General features: G+C 67.0%; 18 protein-coding genes and 1 pseudogene. 5 read left to right on the forward strand and 14 right to left on the reverse strand.

Annotation, left to right across the window (positions count from 1 at the left end):
- Positions 1–15: 15 nt before the first annotated feature.
- A complete protein-coding gene (locus IB225_RS16815; RefSeq protein WP_192312660.1) occupies positions 16–243 on the forward strand; it encodes a hypothetical protein in 228 nt (75 codons plus the stop codon).
- A gap of 103 nt (positions 244–346) precedes the next feature.
- On the opposite strand, the gene IB225_RS16820 is transcribed toward IB225_RS16815, so the two are convergent.
- The 9 genes from IB225_RS16820 to queF form a co-directional block, all read right to left on the reverse strand.
- Positions 347–691, reverse strand: coding sequence for a gamma-glutamylcyclotransferase family protein (locus IB225_RS16820; RefSeq protein ID WP_192312662.1), 345 nt, complete (start codon positions 689–691; stop codon positions 347–349).
- A gap of 86 nt (positions 692–777) precedes the next feature.
- Complete coding sequence (locus IB225_RS16825) at positions 778–1,137, reverse strand: hypothetical protein (RefSeq protein WP_192312665.1); 360 nt, start codon at positions 1,135–1,137, stop codon at positions 778–780.
- A gap of 54 nt (positions 1,138–1,191) precedes the next feature.
- Positions 1,192–1,608 carry a roadblock/LC7 domain-containing protein gene (locus IB225_RS16830; RefSeq protein ID WP_192312677.1) on the reverse strand — a complete coding sequence of 139 codons (417 nt, stop codon included), beginning with the start codon at positions 1,606–1,608 and terminating at the stop codon, positions 1,192–1,194.
- The gene (locus tag IB225_RS16835; RefSeq protein WP_345776636.1) at positions 1,601–2,152 is read right to left on the reverse strand and encodes an ATP/GTP-binding protein; all 552 of its coding nucleotides are present in this window, start codon (positions 2,150–2,152) and stop codon (positions 1,601–1,603) included. Before IB225_RS16835 ends, IB225_RS16830 begins: the two co-directional genes overlap by 8 nt.
- On the reverse strand, positions 2,149–2,874 hold the full coding sequence (locus tag IB225_RS20425; RefSeq protein ID WP_225583925.1) for a hypothetical protein: 726 nt from the start codon (positions 2,872–2,874) through the stop codon (positions 2,149–2,151). Before IB225_RS20425 ends, IB225_RS16835 begins: the two co-directional genes overlap by 4 nt.
- Positions 2,875–3,108: 234 nt before the next feature.
- Entirely contained in the window at positions 3,109–5,334 is a 2,226-nt protein-coding gene (locus tag IB225_RS16840) for an NADP-dependent isocitrate dehydrogenase (RefSeq protein WP_192312684.1), read from the reverse strand.
- 254 nt (positions 5,335–5,588) lie between these two features.
- Complete coding sequence (locus tag IB225_RS16845; protein WP_192312687.1) at positions 5,589–6,074, reverse strand: hypothetical protein; 486 nt, start codon at positions 6,072–6,074, stop codon at positions 5,589–5,591.
- A gap of 32 nt (positions 6,075–6,106) precedes the next feature.
- On the reverse strand, positions 6,107–6,412 hold the full coding sequence (locus tag IB225_RS16850; protein ID WP_192312690.1) for a LysM peptidoglycan-binding domain-containing protein: 306 nt from the start codon (positions 6,410–6,412) through the stop codon (positions 6,107–6,109).
- Positions 6,413–6,519: 107 nt separating this feature from the next.
- Entirely contained in the window at positions 6,520–7,338 is an 819-nt protein-coding gene (gene queF, locus IB225_RS16855; protein WP_192312693.1) for an NADPH-dependent 7-cyano-7-deazaguanine reductase QueF, read from the reverse strand.
- Between the two features lie 69 nt (positions 7,339–7,407).
- Here queF and IB225_RS16860 point away from each other — a divergent pair, with 69 nt between their 5' ends.
- From IB225_RS16860 to IB225_RS16875, 3 genes and pseudogenes are all read left to right on the forward strand, one after another.
- The gene (locus tag IB225_RS16860) at positions 7,408–7,830 is read left to right on the forward strand and encodes a protease inhibitor I42 family protein (protein ID WP_192312696.1); all 423 of its coding nucleotides are present in this window, start codon (positions 7,408–7,410) and stop codon (positions 7,828–7,830) included.
- A gap of 245 nt (positions 7,831–8,075) precedes the next feature.
- Positions 8,076–10,081 (forward strand): annotated as a pseudogene (locus tag IB225_RS20430) (lytic murein transglycosylase).
- A 199-nt stretch (positions 10,082–10,280) separates the two neighbouring features.
- Positions 10,281–11,522 carry a TCR/Tet family MFS transporter gene (locus IB225_RS16875; RefSeq protein ID WP_345776637.1) on the forward strand — a complete coding sequence of 414 codons (1,242 nt, stop codon included), beginning with the start codon at positions 10,281–10,283 and terminating at the stop codon, positions 11,520–11,522.
- A 54-nt stretch (positions 11,523–11,576) separates the two neighbouring features.
- On the opposite strand, the gene IB225_RS16880 is transcribed toward IB225_RS16875, so the two are convergent.
- From IB225_RS16880 to IB225_RS16890, 3 genes are all read right to left on the reverse strand, one after another.
- Positions 11,577–12,035: a PepSY domain-containing protein gene (locus IB225_RS16880; protein ID WP_192312706.1), complete on the reverse strand. Its 459-nt coding sequence runs from the start codon at positions 12,033–12,035 to the stop codon at positions 11,577–11,579.
- A 129-nt stretch (positions 12,036–12,164) separates the two neighbouring features.
- Positions 12,165–13,343, reverse strand: coding sequence for a benzoate/H(+) symporter BenE family transporter (locus IB225_RS16885; protein ID WP_192312709.1), 1,179 nt, complete (start codon positions 13,341–13,343; stop codon positions 12,165–12,167).
- Between the two features lie 98 nt (positions 13,344–13,441).
- Positions 13,442–14,326: a methylglyoxal synthase gene (locus tag IB225_RS16890; protein WP_192312712.1), complete on the reverse strand. Its 885-nt coding sequence runs from the start codon at positions 14,324–14,326 to the stop codon at positions 13,442–13,444.
- A 145-nt stretch (positions 14,327–14,471) separates the two neighbouring features.
- Between IB225_RS16890 and IB225_RS16895 the strand changes: the two genes are divergently transcribed.
- Positions 14,472–15,524, forward strand: a complete 1,053-nt coding sequence (locus tag IB225_RS16895; RefSeq protein ID WP_192312715.1) for an NAD(P)-dependent alcohol dehydrogenase — start codon at positions 14,472–14,474, stop codon at positions 15,522–15,524.
- A gap of 47 nt (positions 15,525–15,571) precedes the next feature.
- Here the strand turns inward: IB225_RS16895 and IB225_RS16900 are convergent, their stop codons facing one another.
- Both IB225_RS16900 and gltB read right to left on the reverse strand, forming a co-directional pair.
- Positions 15,572–17,020, reverse strand: a complete 1,449-nt coding sequence (locus IB225_RS16900) for an FAD-dependent oxidoreductase (RefSeq protein WP_192312718.1) — start codon at positions 17,018–17,020, stop codon at positions 15,572–15,574.
- A gap of 136 nt (positions 17,021–17,156) precedes the next feature.
- Positions 17,157–21,629, reverse strand: a complete 4,473-nt coding sequence (gltB, locus tag IB225_RS16905) for a glutamate synthase large subunit (RefSeq protein WP_192312721.1) — start codon at positions 21,627–21,629, stop codon at positions 17,157–17,159.
- Positions 21,630–21,678: the final 49 nt, after the last annotated feature.

Consider the following 21,678-nt stretch of genomic DNA (forward strand, 5'->3'; position numbering starts at 1 on the left):
CCACGGAGCAGTCCCATGCAAGCCGAAAGCAAGAAGCAGTGGTGGCAGCAACTGGGTGGCATGAGCCAGGGCATGCTGTTCCTGCATGGCCATCTGGTCCATGACGACACGACGGGTGCCGCGTCCACCGAGCGCCCGCATCATCGACACGACGTGGCGGGCAAAGTGCGGCACCGCCTGGCACTCGAACGCCTGAGCGCGCGCCGCCTGCGTGCGATGACGTCGTTGTCGCTGTTCCGCTGAGGCAGCGGTCCATTTGGTTGTGGGAGCGACGTCAGTCGCGAAATGGCCGCCGCGGCAGTTCATCGCGACTGACGTCGCTCCCACACCGATTGCCGTGCTTGGCTCAGGCCTTCACGTACACCCAGGCATCGCGTCCGGACTTCAGGCGCACCTGCACGCGCGTGTAGTCGGCGACTTCGTAGCGGTCCGCCGCCGCGAGTTCATCGGCGGTGACGTGGAATACGGTGCCGGCGACCTCGTCTGAGGGATCGTCGCTGGGACTGACGATGGGATGGAAGCGTTCGCCGCTGGCGGCAAGCACATCGGGATCGGTGATCTCCACCATCGTGCGCGCGTAGCCGGTCATCGCATCGGGTTCGCCCTCCAGGCGGCGACCGAACGAGGACAGCTGCACGCTTTCCAGCTGCAGCGTGCCGTAGGAGAACAGCAGGATGTCCGGATCCGTCATGGCGTGGCGCGCCCAGCATGGCGCGGCCGGGGCTGCGTCGCAATGCGTCGCCACCGGGCGGCACGTGCCGCCCGGCGTTCTAGGGTTCAGATCGTCAGCTGGCTTTCCACGTCGAGCACCTTGCGGCGCGCGAGTGCCAGGTTCGACTTGTTGCGGTCGAGCACCACGTAGAAGAACAGGCCCGGCTTGGCCGCCACCGGGCGCATGATGTGGTACGCCTTGCCCAGCGAGATCAGGATGTCCTCGATGGTGTCGTTGAGCTTCAGTGCGCTGGCGGTCTTCATCTTGGCGCGGATCACTTCCGTGTTGCCCGCCGCGGCGACTTCCATGTCCATGCCGCTGCCGGCTTCACCGAGCAGCATGCCGCTCTCGTAGTCCACCAGGGCGACCGCCTGCGCGCCGTCGATGGTCATCAGTTCGTTCAACGAATCGCCAAGTCCCGCCATGTTGCACCCCTGTGGTTATCGGTAAGAGCCATGCATGCCTCGATGCGGGCCGGCTCAGGACCCGTCGAGTTCGGCCAGGACACTCCGGCCGCATTCCTTCGCACTCCACAACACGTTGCCGATCACGCTGCGGTGATCGCAGGCGGCCATCAGCAGGAACGGCTCGTGCTCCGTGCGCAACGACAGCATCAGCACCTTGCCGTGTTCGGATTCGAGCATCAGCACGCCGAGCTGGCCGAGCGAGAGTTCACGGCCGATCGCGGCGGCCAGCGCCAGCATTGCGCTGGTCATCGCGGCCAGGCGTTCGCCATTGGCCGACGCCGGATTGGACTGCGCCAGCGCGAAGCCGTCGACGCTGGCCACGACCGCCGTGCGAACGCCGTCGACCGCATCGGAGAACTCGCGCAGGCGGCGCTCCACGTTGGCGCGCTGCTGCTCGCCGAGCCCGCGATGACGCTGTCCGTCAGCCATGCGCACCCACCAGCTCGATGGCTTCGATCTCTGACATCAGCACGTCCATCAGCAGCATGACCGCGATGTCGGAGCGGGGATCGAACGGCACCACCGGCAGCGGTCGCAGCAGGTCGCCGGCGCGCGCCGCCAGTGCGTCGATGTCGACTTGCGGGGCGAGGTCGAGCTTCGACAGTCCGATCGCGGCCGGAACGTCGGGCGCATGCTCGCGTAGCGCCAGCAGATAGCGGTCCAGGTCATCCACGACGGACGACGTGCTGGCGTCGGCCAGCACCAGCACGCCGCTGGCGCCCTGCAGCAGTACCGGCCAGATGAAGTCGAAACGGGCCTGGCCCGGCGCGCCGTACAGCCGCAGGCGATCGCCGTTGGGCAGATCGATGTCGGCGTAGTCCATCGCCACGGTGGTCGAGAGCTTGTCGGACGTGCTGTCGGTGTTGGCGACGTCGGTATCGACCACGTGGTCACCGGCCAGCGCGCGCACCAGCGTGGACTTGCCGGCGCCCATCGCGCCCAGCACCACGATCTTGTGCTCGCGCGGACTCACGACGCCGTGCCCCGCAGGTTGCGCCACATGCGCGCCAGCAGCGATCCCGCGGGCGCGGTGCTGCGCGCGGGCGTAGCGACGTGCGTTCCGGTGCCTTCGGGGGTTTCCACCATCGCGTAGCCGCATAGGTAGGCCGAGCGCACGAACACCTGCACGGTGTCGCCATCGAGATCGAGCAACTGCCTGCACTCGTCCACCGAGCATGCGCGCTTGAGCAGCAGCGAACACAGGCGGAAGCCGTCGTGCTGGTGTGCCAGCAGGCGGAAATCCGGCCATCGCAGCAGGCGGATGCGCGCATGCAGCAGCAACCGGCGGTCCAGGTCGTCCCAGTCGCCGCCGTGTTGTGCGATCTGCCACAGGATCGGTCGCAGGGGCTGGTGGAACTGGTGTCGTGCGAGTGCCTCGAAGCGTTCGGCGGGCAGCTCCTGCATCACGATGCGTCCGAAGCCTTCGCCCAGCACGCGCGCCAATGACATCGGCGACGCGGCGATGTTCGCCGACAGTGGTACGCCGTGGTCATGCGCGAAATCCAGCAGCAGCCGGGGCTGCCCATCCAACGACAACAGGGCGCAGCCGGTCTTCTGCCACAGGTGCTGGCGCAGCCGTCGTGTCAACGGCTTGCTGCCCGTGACGGCAGGCAACGCGTCGCCGGATGTGGCGGGCAGTGATGACGGTGCGGGCCGTTCCCTATGGTCCGGGTCGGCCGCGAGGATCATGGCCATGCTCTTCCCCCTTGAAAGAAAGCACTGCCGCTGCGTGGACGTGGTGTGCGACGTACGGTATGCAAACCGCTGCGGAGGATTCGTGCGGAGAACCACAGAACCGCGCGTTGCACGCCACGTATCTGCATGAACCTGATGTGCGGCGCGCGCGCAAAGAAAAACCCGCGCCGAAGCGCGGGTTTTTCCTGACAGGGAAAACCGTACAGCGATGCCATGGAGGCATCGCGTTGCGGTTTACAGCGCGGCGAGCGCGTCGTTGAACGTCTTGCTCGGGCGCATCGCTGCCGACGTCTTCGCGATGTCGGGATGGTAGTAGCCGCCGATATCGAGCGCCTTGCCCTGCGCGCCGTTCAATTCGCCGATGATGGTCGCCTCGTTGTCGGCCAGCGCCTTCGCCAGCGGCGCGAACTTCGCCTTCAGTTCGGCGTTCTCGTCCTGCGCGGCCAGCGCCTGCGCCCAGTACAGGGCCAGGTAGAAGTGGCTGCCGCGATTGTCGAGTTCACCGACCTTGCGCGCCGGCGAGCGGTTCTCGTCGAGGATGCGACCGTTGGCCACGTCCAGCGCGTTGGCCAGCACCTTGGCCGGCGTGTTGAGGTAGCGCTGGCCCAGGTGTTCCAGCGAGGCAGCCAGCGCGAGGAATTCGCCCAGCGAATCCCAGCGCAGGTAATCCTCTTCCAGGAACTGCTGCACGTGCTTCGGCGCGGAGCCGCCGGCGCCGGTCTCGAACAGGCCGCCACCGGCCATCAGCGGCACGATCGACAGCATCTTGGCGCTGGTGCCGAGTTCCATGATCGGGAACAGGTCGGTCAGGTAGTCGCGCAGCACGTTGCCGGTCACCGAGATGGTGTCCTCGCCCTTGCGGGTGCGCTCCAGCGAGACCTTCATGGCCTCGACCGGCGGCAGGATGCGGATGTCCAGCGTGTCGATGGTGTAGTCCTTCAGGTACTGCTCGACCTTGGCGATCACCTGCGCGTCGTGCGCGCGGGCCTTGTCCAGCCAGAAGATCGCCGGCGTCTTGCTCAGGCGCGCGCGGCCGACGGCCAGCTTCACCCAGTCCTGGATCGGCGCGTCCTTGGTCTGGCACATGCGCCAGATGTCACCCGCTTCCACCTTGCTCTCGAACACGACCTTGCCGGCGTCGTCGCTGACGCGCACGGTGCCGTCGGTCGGAATCTGGAAGGTCTTGTCGTGGCTGCCGTATTCCTCGGCCTTCTGCGCCATCAGGCCGACGTTGGGCACGCTGCCCATCGTGGCCGGATCGAACGCGCCGTTCGCACGGCAGTCATCGATCACGGCCTGGTAGATGCCGGCGTAGCAGCGGTCCGGGATCACCGCCTTGGTGTCCTGCAGCTTGCTTTCGGCGTTCCACATCTTGCCGGAGTCGCGGATCATCGCCGGCATCGAGGCGTCGACGATCACGTCGCTCGGCACGTGCAGGTTGGTGATGCCCTTGTCGGAGTTCACCATCGCCACCGCGGCGCTGTCGGCATACACGGCCTGCAGGTCAGCCTTGATGGCGTCCTGCTGGTCGGCCGGCAGCGCGCCCAGGCGGCTGTAAAGGTCGCCGATGCCGTTGTTGGCGTCGAAGCCGATCTGCTCCAGCACGGCCGCATGCTTGGCCAGCGCGGTCTTGTAGAACTCGTTGACCACCACGCCGAACATGATGGGGTCGGAGACCTTCATCATCGTGGCCTTCAGGTGCAGCGAGAACAGCACGCCCTTGGCCTTGGCGTCGGCGATCTCGGCGGCGACGAACGCGGCCAGCGCCTTGCGGCTCATCGAGGCGGCGTCGACGATCTCGCCGGCCTTCACCTTCACCTTGTCCTTCAGCACGGTGACCGTGCCGTCGGCGGCGACCAATTCGATCTTCAGCGTGCCGTCGGCGGCCAGCGTGGCGGACTGCTCGCTGCCAAAGAAATCACCGGCGGCCATGTGCGCGACGTGCGACTTCGAGTCCGTGCTCCACGCGCCCATGCGGTGCGGGTGCTTGCGGGCGTAATTCTTGACCGACAGCGGCGCACGACGGTCGGAGTTGCCTTCGCGCAGCACCGGGTTCACCGCGCTGCCCTTGACCTTGTCGTAGCGCGCCTTGGCGTCCTTTTCCTTCTCGTCCTTCGGCTCGTCCGGATAGTCCGGCAGCGGGTAGCCCTGCGCCTGCAGTTCCTTGATGGCGGCCTTCAGCTGCGGCACCGAGGCACTGATGTTCGGCAGCTTGATGATGTTGGCTTCCGGCTGCGTGGCCAGCTGGCCCAGCTCGGCCAGGTCGTCGCTGATCTTCTGCGCGTCGCTCAGGTATTCCGGGAACTGCGACAGGAGGCGACCCGCCAGCGAGATGTCGCGGGTTTCGACGGCGATGCCGGCCGGCGCGGTGAACGCTTCGACGATCGGCAGCAGCGACTGGGTGGCGAGGAACGGGGCTTCATCGGTGAGGGTGTAGATGATGCGGGGCGTATCCGACATGGGGATCAGGACTCTCGACAAGGGGCGATGGGGAATTCAGCGCGCCATTGTCGCGCGCCATCGCACGCAGGGCAAAACGTGGGGGTATGGATGCCGGCGCTACCGAATGCGGTGTCCCGGGACACGGCCCGGCGCGCAGGGTCGTTGCGACGGGAACGGTCAGGCGGTGGACGCCGCGCAAAAAAAGCGGGCGTGGATTACTCCACGCCCGAGCTTGCCCCACACACGTGGGAGAGAGACCTGATACTGCGGGATTACTTGACTTCGATTTCCTGCGTGATGCCAACCGGCTGGCCGTTCAAGGTCACGTCGACCTTGTACTTGCCGGCGGGCCAGTCGGTCGCCTTGGTGAACTCGATATTGGTGGTGCCGGCGTCTTCGGCCTTGATCGTCGCAGACTGCTTGCCGGCTTCCTGACCGTCCTGGAAAGTCAGCTTGGCTTCGACAGTTGCATCTGCAGGCGTGGTTGCATCGGTCTTCACCGACACGATGATCTTGTCCTTGACGCCAAACATGCCAACGGCTGCCACGGACTTGTCTGCTGCGACCGTATTGCCCACGGTGACGCCAGTGGCGCTGACGGGTGCCGGTGCCGGTACGGGCTCAACAGGCGCGGGGGCGGGTTCGACAGCGGCCGGGGGCGGCGTCGCGACGGGCTCTTCCTTCTTCTTGCAGCCGACGAGCGCGACGGTGCCCACGAGTGCTGCGGCCAGGGCATAAGAGATGCGGTTCTGCTTCATGGGTCCGGTCCTTGTAATGAAGTGGGTAGCGATCAGGCTTCAGCGGGCTTCGGCGGCAACTTGATGACCTGACCCGGAAAGATGCGGTCGGGATCGTCGATAACGTCCCGGTTGGCTTCGAAGATCTGCTTCCAAGCATTGGCGCTGCCGTAGTGCGTCTTCGCGATCTTGGAGAGCGTGTCACCCTTCTCGATGGTGTAGCTCTGCTCGCCGACGATCTCTTCGGTGCTGTCGACGCGTGCGGTGACATCCGAGAAATCCGCTTTCTCGACGACTTGCTCGGTCGACGTCACCTTGGCGCTGACATCCGAGAAATCGGCCTTCTTCTCTGTGCTCATTGCAACCACCCTTCCTGGCAGGCTGAGGAATGGGCAAAGCGTTGCACGCGCGCTGTTAAGAAACCATAGCGCGCGCGTGAAACAGCTCTATTGTTACTTGAGTAACTTTACTGTCGTACGTCGCGCTTCATGAGCGGGACATTCATGTCGGCGGTGGCGCGCCAGGGATTGATGTCCAGGCCGCCGCGACGCGTGTATCGCGCCTCCACCGACAGCGAAATCGGGCGGCAGTGCGCCAGCAGATCGTGAAAAATCCGTTCGACGCACTGCTCGTGGAATTCGGCGTGGTCGCGGAAGCTCACCAGGTAGCGAAGCAGTTCGACGCGGTCGATGCGTGGGCCGGCGTAGCGGATGACGACGGTCGCCCAGTCGGGTTGGCCGGTGACCGGGCAGTTCGACTTCAGCAGCTCGGACGACAGGACTTCCTCGGCCTGCTCTTCCGGGTCGGCGGCGAGGAACTCGGCGCGTGGCGGACCGTAATGGTCGATCTCGACATCCAGCCCGTCGATCGACTCGCCCTCCGGCGCGTCCGCCATCGGCGGCAGACCGAAGACCACCTGCACATCCGCCCCTGCACGCGCCGACAGGTCGGTGGCGATGCGTTCGAGCACGGCGGCGTCGCTGTTGAAGCGGGTGCTGTTGAGCGAGTTGAGGTAGAGCTTGAGCGACTTCGATTCGATGAGGCACGGCGACGTGCAGGGCACCGTCAGCGTGGCGGTCGCCACGCGCGGCTTGCCGCGGGCATCGAGCCAGCTCAGTTCGTAGCCATGCCAGCGGTCGTGGCCGACGAAAGGGAGGGCATCGGCGGCGATGCCGATCTCGTCGCGCGCGCCCTGACGCGGGATCGGGAACAGCAGGGTCGGGTCGTAGTGCGCGGGATACGCGACCTCGCGACCCAGCGAGGAGTCCTGGGGGGTGTTGTTCATGCCGCCATTTTACGGACGGGCCCTAAAGCCGGGGTGTATAAAAGCCGCGTCTCCAGGGAGGACGCGACCATGCGATCACTGCTGCTGCCCGGCCTGTGCGTGCTGCTGTCCGCCTGCGTCAGTGGCCCTGCCATCGGGAGCGGTCCGCCGCCGGCCACCTTGCCTGACGACGGCCTGGTCCGACCCCAGGGCAAGGAACCGGTATCGATGCGGGTGGGCCAGGTGCTGGAGATCGCGAAGATGGCCAACGCGAGCACCGGCTTCCAGTGGGAGTTCACCGCGGACGGCGCGCCGGTGCTGTCGCGGACGACCGGTCCGGCCACGCCCCCACCGATGGATACCCAGCCGCCTATGCCGGGTGCGCCGTCGATCGCGCGCTGGTGGTTCCGTGCGGACCAGGTGGGCGAGGTCAAGATACGGATGGTCTATCGGCGCTCGTGGGAAACGGTGCCGCCGGCGGAAGTGGCGGAATACACGGTGATCGTCCGCTGACGCGATCCGTGCGGCATTGAGGCACGCGCTGCACGTGCATCGGCTTGGCTTCGATGCGTGCGCAAGGCAAAGTGATCCCTCCCCCGAAGGCCAGGGAGGCCGTCATGATTTCGCGCGCATCCGTTCTCTGGCTGGCGTTGGTCGCTGCCGCTCCCGCCGTGGCGCAGACCTCACCCGCGGTGGTGCCACCCATCGCACCGCCGGTCGCGGCCCCGATTGCCGCCGACCCGGTCTTCACCGCCTGCATGGCCAGCCTCCGCGGCGCGGCCGAGAAGCAGGGCGTCACGACGGCCAGCTTCGACGCGTACACGAAGGATCTGGCCGCCGACATGGGCGTGCTGGACCTGCTGGATGCGCAACCGGAATTCACCACGCCGCTGTGGGATTACCTGGCGGCGCTGGTCGACGACCAGCGCGTCAGCGATGGGCAGGCGATGCTCACCACGCATGCCGAGCTGCTGGGCCGGGTGGCGCAGGCATACGGTGTGGATCCCGCCACCGTCGTCGCGGTCTGGGGCGTCGAGAGCGACTACGGCCGCGTGTTCGGCAAGCGACCGCTGCTGGTGTCGCTGTCCACGCTGTCGTGCTTCGGTCGCCGGCAGGCGTTCTTCCGCGGCGAGTTCCTGACCACGCTGAAGCTGCTGCAGGCGGGTGACGTGCGCGTGGAAGGACTCAACGGGTCGTGGGCCGGCGCGTTCGGGCACACGCAGTTCATGCCCAGCACCTACCAGCGCATCGCCGTCGACTTCGATGGCGATGGCCGCCGCAACCTGATCGACAGCATTCCCGACGCGCTGGCATCGACCGCGAACTATCTGGTCAAGTCCGGCTGGCGCACCGGCGAACCGTGGGGCTACGAAGTGAAGCTGCCGGCCGGCTTCGATGTCGCCCAGGCCGGGCGCACGAATCGCAAGCCGTTGAACCTGTGGGTGGTGCAAGGCATCGCCCGCGTCGATGGCCAGCCATTACCGGCCGACGACCGCAACGCCTCTGTGCTGGTGCCGACCGGCGTCAACGGTCCCGCGTTCGTCGTGTTCAAGAACTACGATGCGATCTACTCGTACAACGCGGCGGAGAGCTACGCGCTTGCCATCGCGTTGCTGGCGGACCGTCTGCGTGGCGGCACGGGTCTCGTTGCCGCCTGGCCGACGGACGATCCCGGTATCGGACGACCGCAGCGCCGCGAACTGCAGACGCTGCTGCTCGCACGTGGCCATGCCATCGGCACGGCGGACGGCATGATCGGCACGCAGACGCGACGCGCCATCGTGGTCGAGCAGCAGCGTTTAGGCCTGCTGCCCGCCGACGGGCGCGCCGGTACGAAGATCCTCGCCGCGCTGAAGGCCGAAGGTCCGCCGGTCGCGCCCGCGGAAGTGCCGAAGCCATGAATGCCCTTGCCGAAGGCGTGGCCCGCGAGACCTGGCAGGGCATCGATGTGCTGCGCGTGGAGACGCCGTTCTCCGTCGCCCGCCTCAGCCTGCATGGCGCACAACTGCTGTCGTTCGTGCCGACCGGCTTCGACGACCTGCTATGGGTGTCGCCGACCAGCGCGCTGCCGCCTAAGGCGATCCGCGGCGGCGTACCGGTCTGCTGGCCGTACTTCGGCAGGCAGGGACAGCCGGACGATGCCCTCCAGCACGGCCATGCGCGGGTCTCGCGCTGGCCGCTGACCGACGTGAAGCGCGAAGCCGACGGCACCGTGGTGCTGAAGCTCGCCCTGCCGCTGCGCGATGGCGTACCGCTGGAACTGCAGATGTCGATCCATGTCGGCCGCGAGCTGCGGCAGAGCATCGATTCCCTGCATCGCGGCGACGCGCCCTACCGGCTGACGCAGGCGCTGCACACGTATTTCCGTGTCGCCGATGCCACGCAGGCCACGGTGAGCGGCCTCGACGGATTGCGTTACGACGACAAGTACGACGGTGGCACGCACGTGCAGGATGGCGACTGGTCGCTGCACGATCCGCGTGACCCCGGTCGTAGCGACCGCATCTACGCGGGCACCGGGCACCGGTTCGATCTGCACGATCCCGCCGGTGGGCGCCGCATGCGGCTCGATACCTTCGGTAGCCGTTCGCTGGTGGTGTGGAATCCGGGCGCAGCCGGCGCGGCGGGCATCGCGGACATGCCGGACGACGGCTGGCGTGGCTTCGTCTGCCTGGAGGCGGCGAATGCCGGCGAGGACGCCATCGAACTGGAGCCCGGTCAGCGGCACCGGCTGAGCCAGGTGATCTCGGTGTCCGCACTGTAGAACCGACCTGTGGGAGCGACGTAAGTCGCGATCGTGGACTGTCGGTGGCCGCCTCCTCCAAGGATCGGCGCGCTTCCTGCAGTCCGAAGACCTCCCACGCGGAAGGGTCGCGATCGCGACTTACGTCGCTCCCACGAGGAGCCTCCACCACTCCGCACCATGCCCTACACTTGCGCACCTTTTCGCCGGTTCCGTTTCCGTGAACGCTGAAGCTCCCGCACACGCCGGCCGCCGTGCCGCCCTGATCTTCATCTTCGTCACGGTGCTGATCGACATTTTGTCGTTCGGCGTGATCATTCCGGTACTGCCGGGGCTGGTGGAAACGTTCACCGGTGGCGACGAGGCCCGTGCAGCGATCTGGGTGGGCATTTTCGGCACCGTCTTTTACGCCATCCAGTTCGTCAGCTCGCCGGTACAGGGCGCGCTCTCAGACCGCTACGGCCGTCGGCCGGTGATCCTGTTGTCGTGCCTGGGGCTCGCCGCCGACTTTGTCCTCATGGCGGTGGCAGGGACGCTTCCGCTGCTGCTGCTGGCGCGAGTGTTCTCGGGCATGTTCTCCGCCAGCTTTACCACCGCGAATGCCTACATCGCGGACGTTACAGCGCCGGAAAAGCGCGCGCAGGCATACGGGATGATCGGTGCTGCGTTCGGCGTCGGATTCGTCATCGGGCCATTGATCGGCGGCATGCTGGGTGACATCAACCTCCGCTATCCGTTCTGGTTCGCTGCGGGACTGGCACTGCTGAACTTCATGTACGGATGGTTTGTGCTTCCCGAGTCGCTGCCAGCAGAAAAGCGCACCGAGCGGATCGACTGGAAGCATGCGAACCCGCTGGGTTCCATCGCGTTGTTGCGCGGGTACCCGCAGGTGTTCGGACTGGCAGCCGTGGTGTTCATCGCGAATCTTGCGCATTTCGTCTATCCGAGCGTGTTCGTGCTGTTCGCCAGTTACCGATTCCAGTGGGGGCCGAAGGAAGTCAGCTGGGTACTGGCGGCCGTCGGGGTGTGCAGCATCATCGTGAATGCGCTCCTGGTAGGCCGGGTAGTGCGCGCACTCGGTGAGCGCCGCACGATGCTGCTCGGCCTGTTGTGCGGCGTGGTCGGGTTCGTCATCTACGGATGGGCACCGGTCGGCAGTGCATTCCTGATTGGCTTGCCGATCAGTGCGTTGTGGGCGCTGGCCACACCCGCCGTGCAGGCGATGATTACCCGCCAGGTTGGTGAGCGCGAACAAGGTCGCGTGCAAGGCGCGCTCATGAGCCTGGTCAGCGTCTCCGGCATCCTCGGACCGCTGCTGTTCGCAGGAACCTTTGCCTTGTTCATCGGCAAACAGGCGCCCGCGCATGTCCCGGGTGCCCCGTGGTACCTGGCCGCGCTGCTGCTGTCTTGCGGTGCCCTGGTCGGCTGGCGTTTCGCGCGCCACGCAGGTGCGACGCGCTGATGAAAGAAGGCCGCCCGAAGGCGGCCTTCTTCATTCCGTCGATCGCATGACCGATCAGTCGTTCTCGACGTGGATGATCTCGCCGGTGTTGGCGGCCAGGTGGATTTCCACGTCGTTGCCGTCGGCGCGTTCGGCTTCGGCCTTCCACACGCCGTCGTCGAAATCGACGTCATGGATCTTCGAATAACCGGCGGCGGCGAGCTTCGCCTTCACGTCGTTCTCGCTGAGGCTCGACACCAGCTTCTCGGCAACGATATCGCCGGTCGCCGGATTGATGCGCACGTCGACGCGCTCGCCGTTGGCGCTGGTCGCATCGGTCTCCCACTGGCCGTCCTCGAAATCGAGGTCATCGACCTTGGTGTAGCCCTTCTCGGTCAGCAGCGCGCGTACCTCGGGTTCCTTCAGCGCGTCCTTGCCGGCGGTAGGCGCAGGCGCCTGCGCGAACGCGGCACCGGACAGGGCGGCCAGGGTGGCCAGCATCAACAGGCGATGGCGGAAGCGGATGGTCTGCATGGGGATCGTCTCCTGCAAGGATGGAGTGGCGATCCTGCCCATGCCGACATCACCTGCAGGTGAATCCCGTGCGCTGGAACTGAATGCTCCACACCGCGTTCACCTGCATGAGCCGTGTGCGAACAGCGCTCAGCGGCGGCGCAGTACCAGCAGGGTGACGACACCCGCCACCAAACCCCAGAACGCCGAGCCGATGCCGGCCAGCGACAGGCCCGATGCCGTGACCAGGAACGTCACCAGTGCCGGCTCGCGATCCGCTTCCTCGCGCAGCGCGGCCGCGAGGCTGTTGCCGATGGTGCCGAGCAGGGCGATGCCGGCAATGGCGAGGATCAGCTCCTTCGGGAACGCCGCGAACAGTGCCGCGACCGTCGCGCCGAACAGGCCGACGATGACGTAGAACACGCCGGCCGCAACGGCGGCGACATAGCGGCGCGACGCGTCCTCGTGCGCTTCGCGTCCCATGCAGATGGCCGCGGTGATCGCTGCGAGGTTCAGCGCGAACGCACCGAACGGCGCAAGCAGCAGGTTGGTGATGCCGGTCCAGCCGACCACCGGCGAGATCGGGATCGGGTAGCCCGATGCGCGTATCACCGCCACGCCCGGCACGTTCTGCGAGGCCATCGTCACGATGAAGAGCGGCAACGCGATGCCGATGATGGCCGCGAACGAGAACGTGGGCATGGTGAAGATCGGCTTCGCCAACTGCAGCGTCAGCCCCTCCACATGCAGCAGCCCCAGGCCCGCCGCGAACGCAATGCCGACCAGCAGCGTCAGGATCACCGCATAGCGCGGCAGCAGGCGGCGCGCGAGCAGGTAGACCGCGAACATCGTCAGCACCATGCCGAGCTGCGTCTTCATCGCGGCGAACGCGTCGATGCCGAAGCGCAGCAGCACGCCGGCCAGCATGCCCGAGGCCAGCGACACCGGGATGCGGCTGATCATGCGCTCGAAGAAGCCGGAGAAGCCGCACGCCGCGATCAGCAGCGCCGACAGCAGGAACGCGCCTATAGCATCGGACAGCGGCAGCCCGGCCGCGCTGCTGATCAGCATGGCCGCGCCCGGCGTCGACCACGCGGTCACCACCGGCATGCGGTAGCGCAGCGACAGTCCGATGCAGGTCAGGCCCATGCCCAGGCCGAGCGCCCACATCCACGAGCTGATCTCCTCCGGTGACGCGCCCAGCGACTGCGCCGCCTGGAACACGATCACCGCCGAACTGGCGAAGCCGACCAGCACGGTGACGAAGCCGGCCGCGATGGCGGAGAGGGAGAGGTCCTTGAGGAGATGGCGGGGAGGGTTGGAGTTCATGAGCTCATCAGTCCTGTGGGAGCGACGTAAGTCGCGAACGCTTTCTCACCTTGTTGCAGGGGCCACTTCGTCCTCGATACTTACCGCGCTTTCGCGACTTACGTCGCTCCCACAAGAGCGAGGCGTTTGTTGACCGCCTCGCACCACCGCTTCGCCACCGCCAGCGAGGTGGTGCAGACCGCCTCGTCGGTGACCGTGGTCACCGCACGCTCCAGCAGCTGGATATCGGCTTCGTGCTGGCGCGCGACGTGCGGGTCTTCGAAGAAGATCACGCGCTGGCAGCGGTGCTCCAGTACGCGGTCGGCGATCTGGGCGTCGCCGCCGAGCGGGCCGCTTTGGAAGCGCTCGACCCAAGGCGTGTCCTGCGGCCAGCCGCGGCTCCAGGCTAGTTCGTTGAGGCGCTGGCCGGTGGTGCCGGTCGCCATGCGGTGCGCGAAGCGCGACAGCACGTCGAAGTGGGTATCGACGAAGGCGAGCATCTGCGGCTTCATCGCATCGTGCGCGATCAGTGCCAGCGTCTGCGATTCCAGTGCATGGAAGCGGTCGGCGCCGCGGTCCGGTGCGAAGCCGGCATGGATGCGCTCCATCTCGACCCAGTCGCGCGCCGATGCCACCGTCGACAGGAACGGTTTGCCGTGGATCACGCACTGGCGCTTCAGCGCGGTGGCTTCCGGAAAGATCGACGACGGATCGACCGGATCGATGAAGTAGATCGCACCATCGAGGCTGCGCTCCGCACCTTCCAGCCCGACGACTTCCGCCACCAGTTTCATCAGTCCGCCATCGCGGCCGTACGGATAGCGCTTGAGTCCGTCGTAGCCGCGCAGCATGCCGGCGGCGGCAATCGCATCGTGCGTGCGGCCCACTGCATGCAAGGCGAGCCGCAGTTCGCGGATGCCGGGTTCACAGGCGCGCAGCCAGCGGAACAGCGCGGCGTCCTCGGTCTGGTGATGCAGGCGGTTGGCAGCCAGGCCCAGGCGCATGCGGCGACATCGATGTGAGGGAGCGCCAGTCTAAGCCAAGCGCCAAGGCACGTGCAGGATCAGGCAAGGACATCGGTGAAATCGGCATTGCCCGTAATACCGCGCCCTCTAGAATTACCGTCCTATCCCCCGATCGGAGACTCCCATGAGCACTGCTCACGGTTATGCGGCGCGCAGCGCCGACCAACCCCTCACCGCGTTCGCCTTCGAGCGTCGCGAACCCGGTCCGGACGACATCCGCATCGACATCCTCTACTGCGGCGTCTGCCATTCCGACCTGCACACCGCGCGCAACGAGTGGCAGAACACGCTGTACCCCTCGGTGCCGGGCCACGAAATCGTCGGTCGCGTCACCGCGGTCGGCGCCAACGTGCAGGACTTCAAGGTTGGCGACCTGGCCGGCGTGGGCTGCATCGTCGACAGCTGCCGCACCTGCTCGTCCTGCCAGGAAGGCGAGGAGCAGTACTGCGAGAACGGCTTCACCGGCACCTACAACGGCCCGCTGTTCGGTGGCGAGAACACCTACGGCGGTTACTCGGACCAGATCGTGGTCGACGCCAAGTACGTACTGCAGATCCGCCACGATGAAGCCCAGCTCGCCGCGGTGGCGCCGCTGCTGTGCGCCGGCATCACCACCTACTCGCCGCTGGCCCACTGGAAGGTCGGTCCGGGCAGCAAGGTCGGCGTGGTCGGACTCGGCGGCCTGGGCCACATGGCGGTGAAGATCGCCAAGGCGATGGGCGCACACGTGGTGCTGTTCACCACCTCGCCGAACAAGCGCAACGACGCGTTGCGCCTGGGCGCCGACGAAGTCGTGGTCTCGAAGGACGACGCGCAGATGGCCGCTCAGGCCAGCACGCTCGACTTCATCGTCAACACGGTCGCGGCGCCGCACAACCTGGATCCGTTCCTCAATGCGCTGAAGCGCGATGGCACGATGGCCCTGGTCGGCGCGCCCGACCAGCCGCACCCGTCGCCGGGCGTGTTCAACCTGATCCTGAAGCGCCGTTCGATTGCCGGTTCACTGATCGGCGGTATCCGCGAGACGCAGGAGATGCTGGATTTCTGTGCGAAGCACGGCATCGTGTCCGACATCGAGACGATCCGCATGGACGCGATCAACGATGCCTACGAGCGCATGCTGAAGGGCGACGTGAAGTACCGTTTCGTCATCGACATGGCGACGCTGAAGGCCTGAGCGTCGCGGTGACGGAAAAGAGCCGGGCATGGCCCGGCTCTTTTCGTCTACGGCGTCAGCAGGAGTTGCGCGATGCTGCCCGCTGCGTCGCGACCTTCGGCGACCGCGGTGACCACCAGGTCCGCACCGCGGACGGCATCGCCGCCGGCGAACAGCTTCGGGTGCGTGGTCTGGAACGGCAGGCGGTCGCCGCCACCGGCGACGATGCGGCCGTTCGGTGTGCCTTCGACGCCCTGTTCCGACAGCCATTCCGGCAGGGTGGGCGAGAAGCCGAACGCGATGATCACCACGTCGGCCTCCAGCACCGATTCACTGCCTTCGATCGCCACCGCATTCTGGCGGCCGCGTTCGTCGGGTTCGCCCAGCTTCGTTTCCACCACCTGCACGCCGGCGACCAGGCCATCCTCGCCGGCCACGATGCCCAGCGGTTGGCGGTTGAACAGGAAGCGCACGCCTTCCTCGCGCGCGTTCGCGACTTCGCGGGCGGAGCCAGGCATGTTGGCTTCGTCGCGGCGATAAGCGCAGGTGACCTTCGCCGCGCCGAGGCGGATCGCGCTGCGCACGCAGTCCATGCCGGTGTCGCCACCACCCAGCACCACGACGCGCTTGCCCTGCAGGTCGGGGAGTTGCAGCTTGTCTTCCCAGCCCGCGATGGGGCGACCCCACGGATCGTTGCCGCCGACGATGCGGCCGTTCTGCACCAGGAAGGGCAGGGCGGGCAGCACGCCTTCGAGGTCCTGGCCCGGCAGGCCGCCATCGGTATAGCGGTAGGCACCGGTGCCGAGGAACACGGCGTCGTATTCCTCCAGCAGCTGCGCCAGCGTGATATCGCGACCGACTTCCACACCGAGACGGAACTCGATGCCCATGCCTTCCAGCACCTCGCGGCGCGTGGCGATGACGCTCTTGTCGAGCTTGAAGCTGGGAATGCCGAACTGCAGCAGGCCGCCGATCTGCTCGTAGCGGTCGTACACCACGGCCTGGATGCCGGCGCGCGCAAGACGATCCGCGCAGCCGATGCCGGCCGGACCCGCGCCGATCACGGCCACGCGCTTGCCGGTCGGCTGCACGTCGCTGAGGTCGGGGCGCCAGCCGTTGGCCAGTGCGGTGTCGACGATGTACTTCTCGACCGCGCCGATGGTGACCGCGCCGAATTCCTCCAGCGTGCAGCTGCCTTCGCACAGGCGATCCTGCGGGCACACGCGTCCGCAGACTTCCGGCAGCGGGTTGGTGGAATGGCACAGCGCCGCGGCTTCCTCGATGCGGTTCTCCTGCACCAGCTGCAGCCACTGCGGGATGGCGTTGTGCACCGGGCACTTCCAGCTGCAGTAGGGATTGCCGCAGTCGAGGCAACGACCGGCCTGGTACTGCGCTTCGTCCTTGCCGAACTTGCCGTACAGCTCGCCCCAGTCGCCACCCGTGCGCAGTTCCAATGGAATGCGCTGCGGCATCGTCCGCGGCAGGTCGAGGAACTGGAATACCTGCTTCTTGCTCATGGCGTGCTGCTCTTCATCGCGATGTACCCATCGTCATCCCAGCGCACGCTGGGATCCATCTTGCTTCTCCCCATCGCCATCAGATGCAACGGCAAGATGGATTCCGGCTTTCGCCGGAATGACGGTCCGGAGCGCATCATGCGGCCCTCCGCAGGGTCTCGTTCAACGAGTCGATGCTCGCCGCCTTCGGCTTCACCAGCCAGAACTTGCCCACGTAATCGCGGAACTCGTCGAGGATCTGCTGCGCCCAGATGCTGCCGGTCAGTTCGCGATGGCGGCTGATCAGCGTGTGCAGGTGCTGGCGGTGGCTCTCGAAGCCTTCCGGGCTGATGCGGTGGATGTCGATCAGCTCATGGTTGTAGCGGTCGACGAAATCGCGGTCCAGGTCGAGCACGTAGGCCAGGCCGCCGGTGAAGCCAGCGCCGAAGTTCAGGCCCACCTTGCCCAGCACCAGCACGATGCCGTCGGTCATGTACTCGCAGCAGTGGTCGCCGGCGCCTTCGATCACGGCCAGCGCGCCGGAGTTGCGCACGCCGAAGCGCTCGCCCGCGCGACCGGCCGCGAACAGCTCGCCGCCCGTCGCGCCGTACAGGCAGGTGTTGCCGATGATCGGCGTGTTGCGCGCCTCGAAGCGCGCACCGCGCGGCGGACGCACCACCAGCCGGCCACCGGCCATGCCCTTGCCGACGTAGTCGTTGGCTTCGCCTTCCAGCTCCATCTGCAGGCCGCCGGCGTTGAACGCGCCGAAGCTCTGCCCGGCGGTGCCGCGGAAGCGCAGGTTCAACGGCGCGTCGGCCATGCCCTGGTTGCCGTGCTGGCGCGCGATGGCGCCGGACAGGCGCGTGCCGATACTGCGGTCGGTGTTATGGATCAGGAAGCGATGGTCGCCTCCGCTCTTCTTGCGGATCGGTTCGGCCAGCAGGCCGTCGAGCTGGGTGGCCAGGCTGTCCGGCGATTCGTACAGGCGCTGCGCCGCGCAGGTGCTGCTGTCGAACTGCGCGCCCTTCAGCAGGCGCGACAGGTCGACGTTGACGCCCTGTCGCGGCGAGGCGTCGATCTGTTGCAGCAGATCGGTGCGGCCGACGATTTCGTCCAGCGAACGTGCGCCCAGGTACGACAGCCACTGCCGCACTTCCTCGGACAGCAGGCGGAAGAAGTTCTCCACGCGCTCCGGCAGGCCGGTGAAGTACTGCGTGCGCAGGCGCTCGTCCTGGGTGGCGACGCCGGTGGCGCAGTTGTTGAGGTGGCAGATGCGCAGGTACTTGCAGCCCAGCACGATCATCGGTCCGGTGCCGAAGCCGAAGCTGTCGGCGCCGAGCAGCGCGGCCTTCACCACGTCCAGGCCGGTCTTCAGGCCGCCGTCGGTCTGCAGCACCGTGCGGTCGCGCAGCTGGTTCACCACCAATGCGTGGTGCGCCTCGGCCACGCCGAGTTCCCACGGCACGCCGGCATAGCGGATGGAACTGACCGGGCTGGCGCCGGTGCCGCCGTCATGGCCGGAAATGGTGATCAGGTCGGCGCCGGCCTTCACCACACCGGCGGCGATCGTGCCGACGCCCGCGTGGCTGACCAGCTTCACCGAGACCAGCGCCTGCGGATTGACCTGCTTCAGGTCGTAGATCAGCTGCGCGAGGTCTTCGATCGAATAGATGTCGTGGTGTGGCGGCGGCGAGATCAGGCCGATGCCGGGCTTGGCGTAGCGCAGCCGCGCGATCAGGTCGTTGACCTTGTGGCCGGGCAGCTGGCCGCCTTCGCCGGGCTTGGCGCCCTGCGCGACCTTGATCTGCAGCACTTCCGCGTTGACCAGGTATTCCGGCGTCACGCCGAAGCGGCCGGACGCGACCTGCTTGATCTTGCTGCGCTTCTCGGTGCCGTAGCGCGCGGGGTCTTCACCGCCTTCGCCGGAGTTGCTGCGGCCGCCCAACCGGTTCATCGCGATGGCCAGCGCCTCGTGCGCTTCCGGCGACAGCGCGCCCAGCGAGATCGCGGCGGTGTCGAAGCGGCGCAACAGGTCGGATGCGTCGGCGACCTCGTCGAGTGGCGTCGGCGTGTCCGCCTTCTTCAGTTGCAGCAGGTCGCGCAGCGCGGACGGCGGACGCGAGTTCACCACGTCGGCGTAGGCCTGCCAGTCGCGGCTGTCGCCGCTGCGCGTCGCGCGCTGCAGCGTCATCACCACGTCCGGGTTGTACATGTGGTACTCGCCGCCGTGCACGTACTTCAGCAGGCCGCCGACGTCCGGCGACTGCCGGTCGTCCCAGGCGCGCGCATCCAGCTGGCGCGCTTCCAGGTCGAGCCGCTCGAAGCCGACGCCGCCGATGCGCGACGGGGTTTCGGCGAAGCACAGGTCGACCACGTCCGGATCCAGGCCGACGATCTCGAACAGCTGCGCGCCGCGGTAGCTGCTGATCGTGCAGATGCCCATCTTCGAGATGATCTTGGACAGGCCCTTGTAGACGCCCTTGCGGTAGCTGCGGCCGATCTGCGCCTGCTCGCCGCCCTTCTTGATCTGCAGGATGCCGCGGCGGCCGAGGTCGAACAGCGTCTGGTAGGCGAGGTACGGATACACCGCCGTCGCGCCGACGCCGATCAGGCAGGCCATGTGGTGCGGATCGCGCGCGGTGCCGGTCTCGACGATCAGGTTGGCGTCGCAGCGCAGGCCCGCGCGACAGAGATGGTGGTGCACTGCGCCGGTGGCGAGCAGCGCGTGCGCCATCGGCCGGCCCGGCTGGGGGTAGCGGTCCGACAGCAGCAGCATGACGTCGCCGTCGCGCGCGGCCTGTTCGGCTTCGCGACAGATCCGCTCCAGGCCGGCCTTGAGGCCTTCCTCGGGCGAGTACGACAGGTCGATCAGGCGGTTCTTCTCGACGTACTGCGGCATCTTCAGCAGCTGCCGCAGCTTGCGCTGACTCAGCACCGGCGAGTTGAGGATGACGTGGTTCACCGTCTCCGCGCCGGCATGGAAGATGTTGGTCTCCCGGCCCAGCTGGGTGGTCAGCGACATCACGCAGTCTTCGCGCAACGGATCGATCGGCGGGTTGGTGACCTGCGCGAACGCCTGGCGGAAATAGTCGTACAGCGGTCGCGTCTGCCGGCTCAGTACCGCCATCGGCGTGTCGTCGCCCATCGAGCCGGTGGCTTCCTGCTCGGTCTCCGCGAGCGGGCGCAGCACCTGCTCGACTTCCTCGGTCGTCAGCTGGAACAGCTTGTGGTAACCGCGCAGCGTCCTTTCGTCGAACGGCTCCTCGACCAGCGACGGGTCGATCAGTTCGGTCTGCAGGTAGGTGACGCCCTGCTGCAGCCATTGCTTATACGGCGCGCGGCCACGGTTGATGCGATCCACCGCCTCGCTGTCGAGCAGGTCGCCGCGGCGCAGGTCGATGGCCATCATCTCGCCCGGGCCGAGCTTGCCCTTGCGGGTGACGCGCTCGGCCGGCACTTCCCACACGCCGGCTTCGCTGGCGACGATGAAGTGGCGGTCGCTGGTCAGCATCCAGCGCGCGGGACGCAGGCCGTTGCGGTCCAGCGTGCACGCGGCATAGCGTGCATCCATCGAGACGATGCCGGCGGGGCCGTCCCACGGCTCGGTGTTGAGACCGTAGAACTCGTAGAACGCGGCGAGGTCGGCGTCCTTGAACTCCAGCGACTGCGTCGCCGGCGGTACCAGGATACGCAGCGCCTGGATCAGCTCCATGCCGCCGGCGACCAGCAGCTCCAGCATGTTGTCCAGGCTTTGCGAATCGGAGCCATGCATGGAGATGACCGGATCGAACTCGGCGATGTCGAAGCGCGGCGTCTTCCACACCTTGCTGCGGGCCTGCGCCCAGCGGCGGTTGCCTTCGATGGTGTTGATCTCGCCGTTGTGCGCCAGCAGGCGGAACGGATGCGCCAGCGGCCAGCGCGGCAGCGTGTTGGTCGAGAAGCGCTGGTGGAACACCACCGCACTGCTGGCCAGGTCCGCGCGCTGCAGGTCCGTGAAGAACACCGCCAGCTTGTCCGGCAGCACCATGCCCTTGTAGCCGATGGCGTGCGGCGACAGCGTCACCACGTAGAAGTCGGGCGTGATCGCACGCAGTTGTTGTTCGCTGCGACGGCGAGCAAGGAACAGGGCCAGCCCGAAGGCTTCATCCTTCTGGGTTTCGCCCGCCTCGACGAACACCTGCTCGATGCGCGGCAGCGTGTCCTTCGCCAGTTGGCCGCAGACGCTGTCGTTGGTCGGCGGGACGCGCCAGCCCTTGAGCGTGGCGCCGGCGCGGAACAGTTCGGCTTCCAGCGTGGCGCGGCACTGCGCAGCCAGCGCCTCGTCGTGCGGCAGGAATACCAGGCCGGCGGCGAAACGCGCGCCGAGCGCGATGTTGGCTTCCGCGGCGAGCGCGCGGAGGAAGGCGTCCGGTTTGCGGATCAACAGGCCGCAGCCATCGCCGGTAAGACCGTCGGCGGCAACGCCGCCGCGGTGGGTCATGCGCGAGAGCGCGGCAATGGCGGTATCGACCAGCGCACGCGAGGGCTGGTCGTCGAGTTGCGCGATCATGCCGAAGCCGCAGGCGTCGCGTTCGTCGTTCGGGTCGTACAGACCGTGGTCAAAGCCGCCTTGGCGATTGCGAGGGGCCATGTGTTGCCTCAAACGGGAGTGACGGCGACACCGTGCCCTGCCCGCGCAG

The sequence above is a fragment of the Pseudoxanthomonas sp. PXM02 genome, from assembly GCF_014851805.1.
Taxonomy (GTDB): domain Bacteria; phylum Pseudomonadota; class Gammaproteobacteria; order Xanthomonadales; family Xanthomonadaceae; genus Pseudoxanthomonas_A.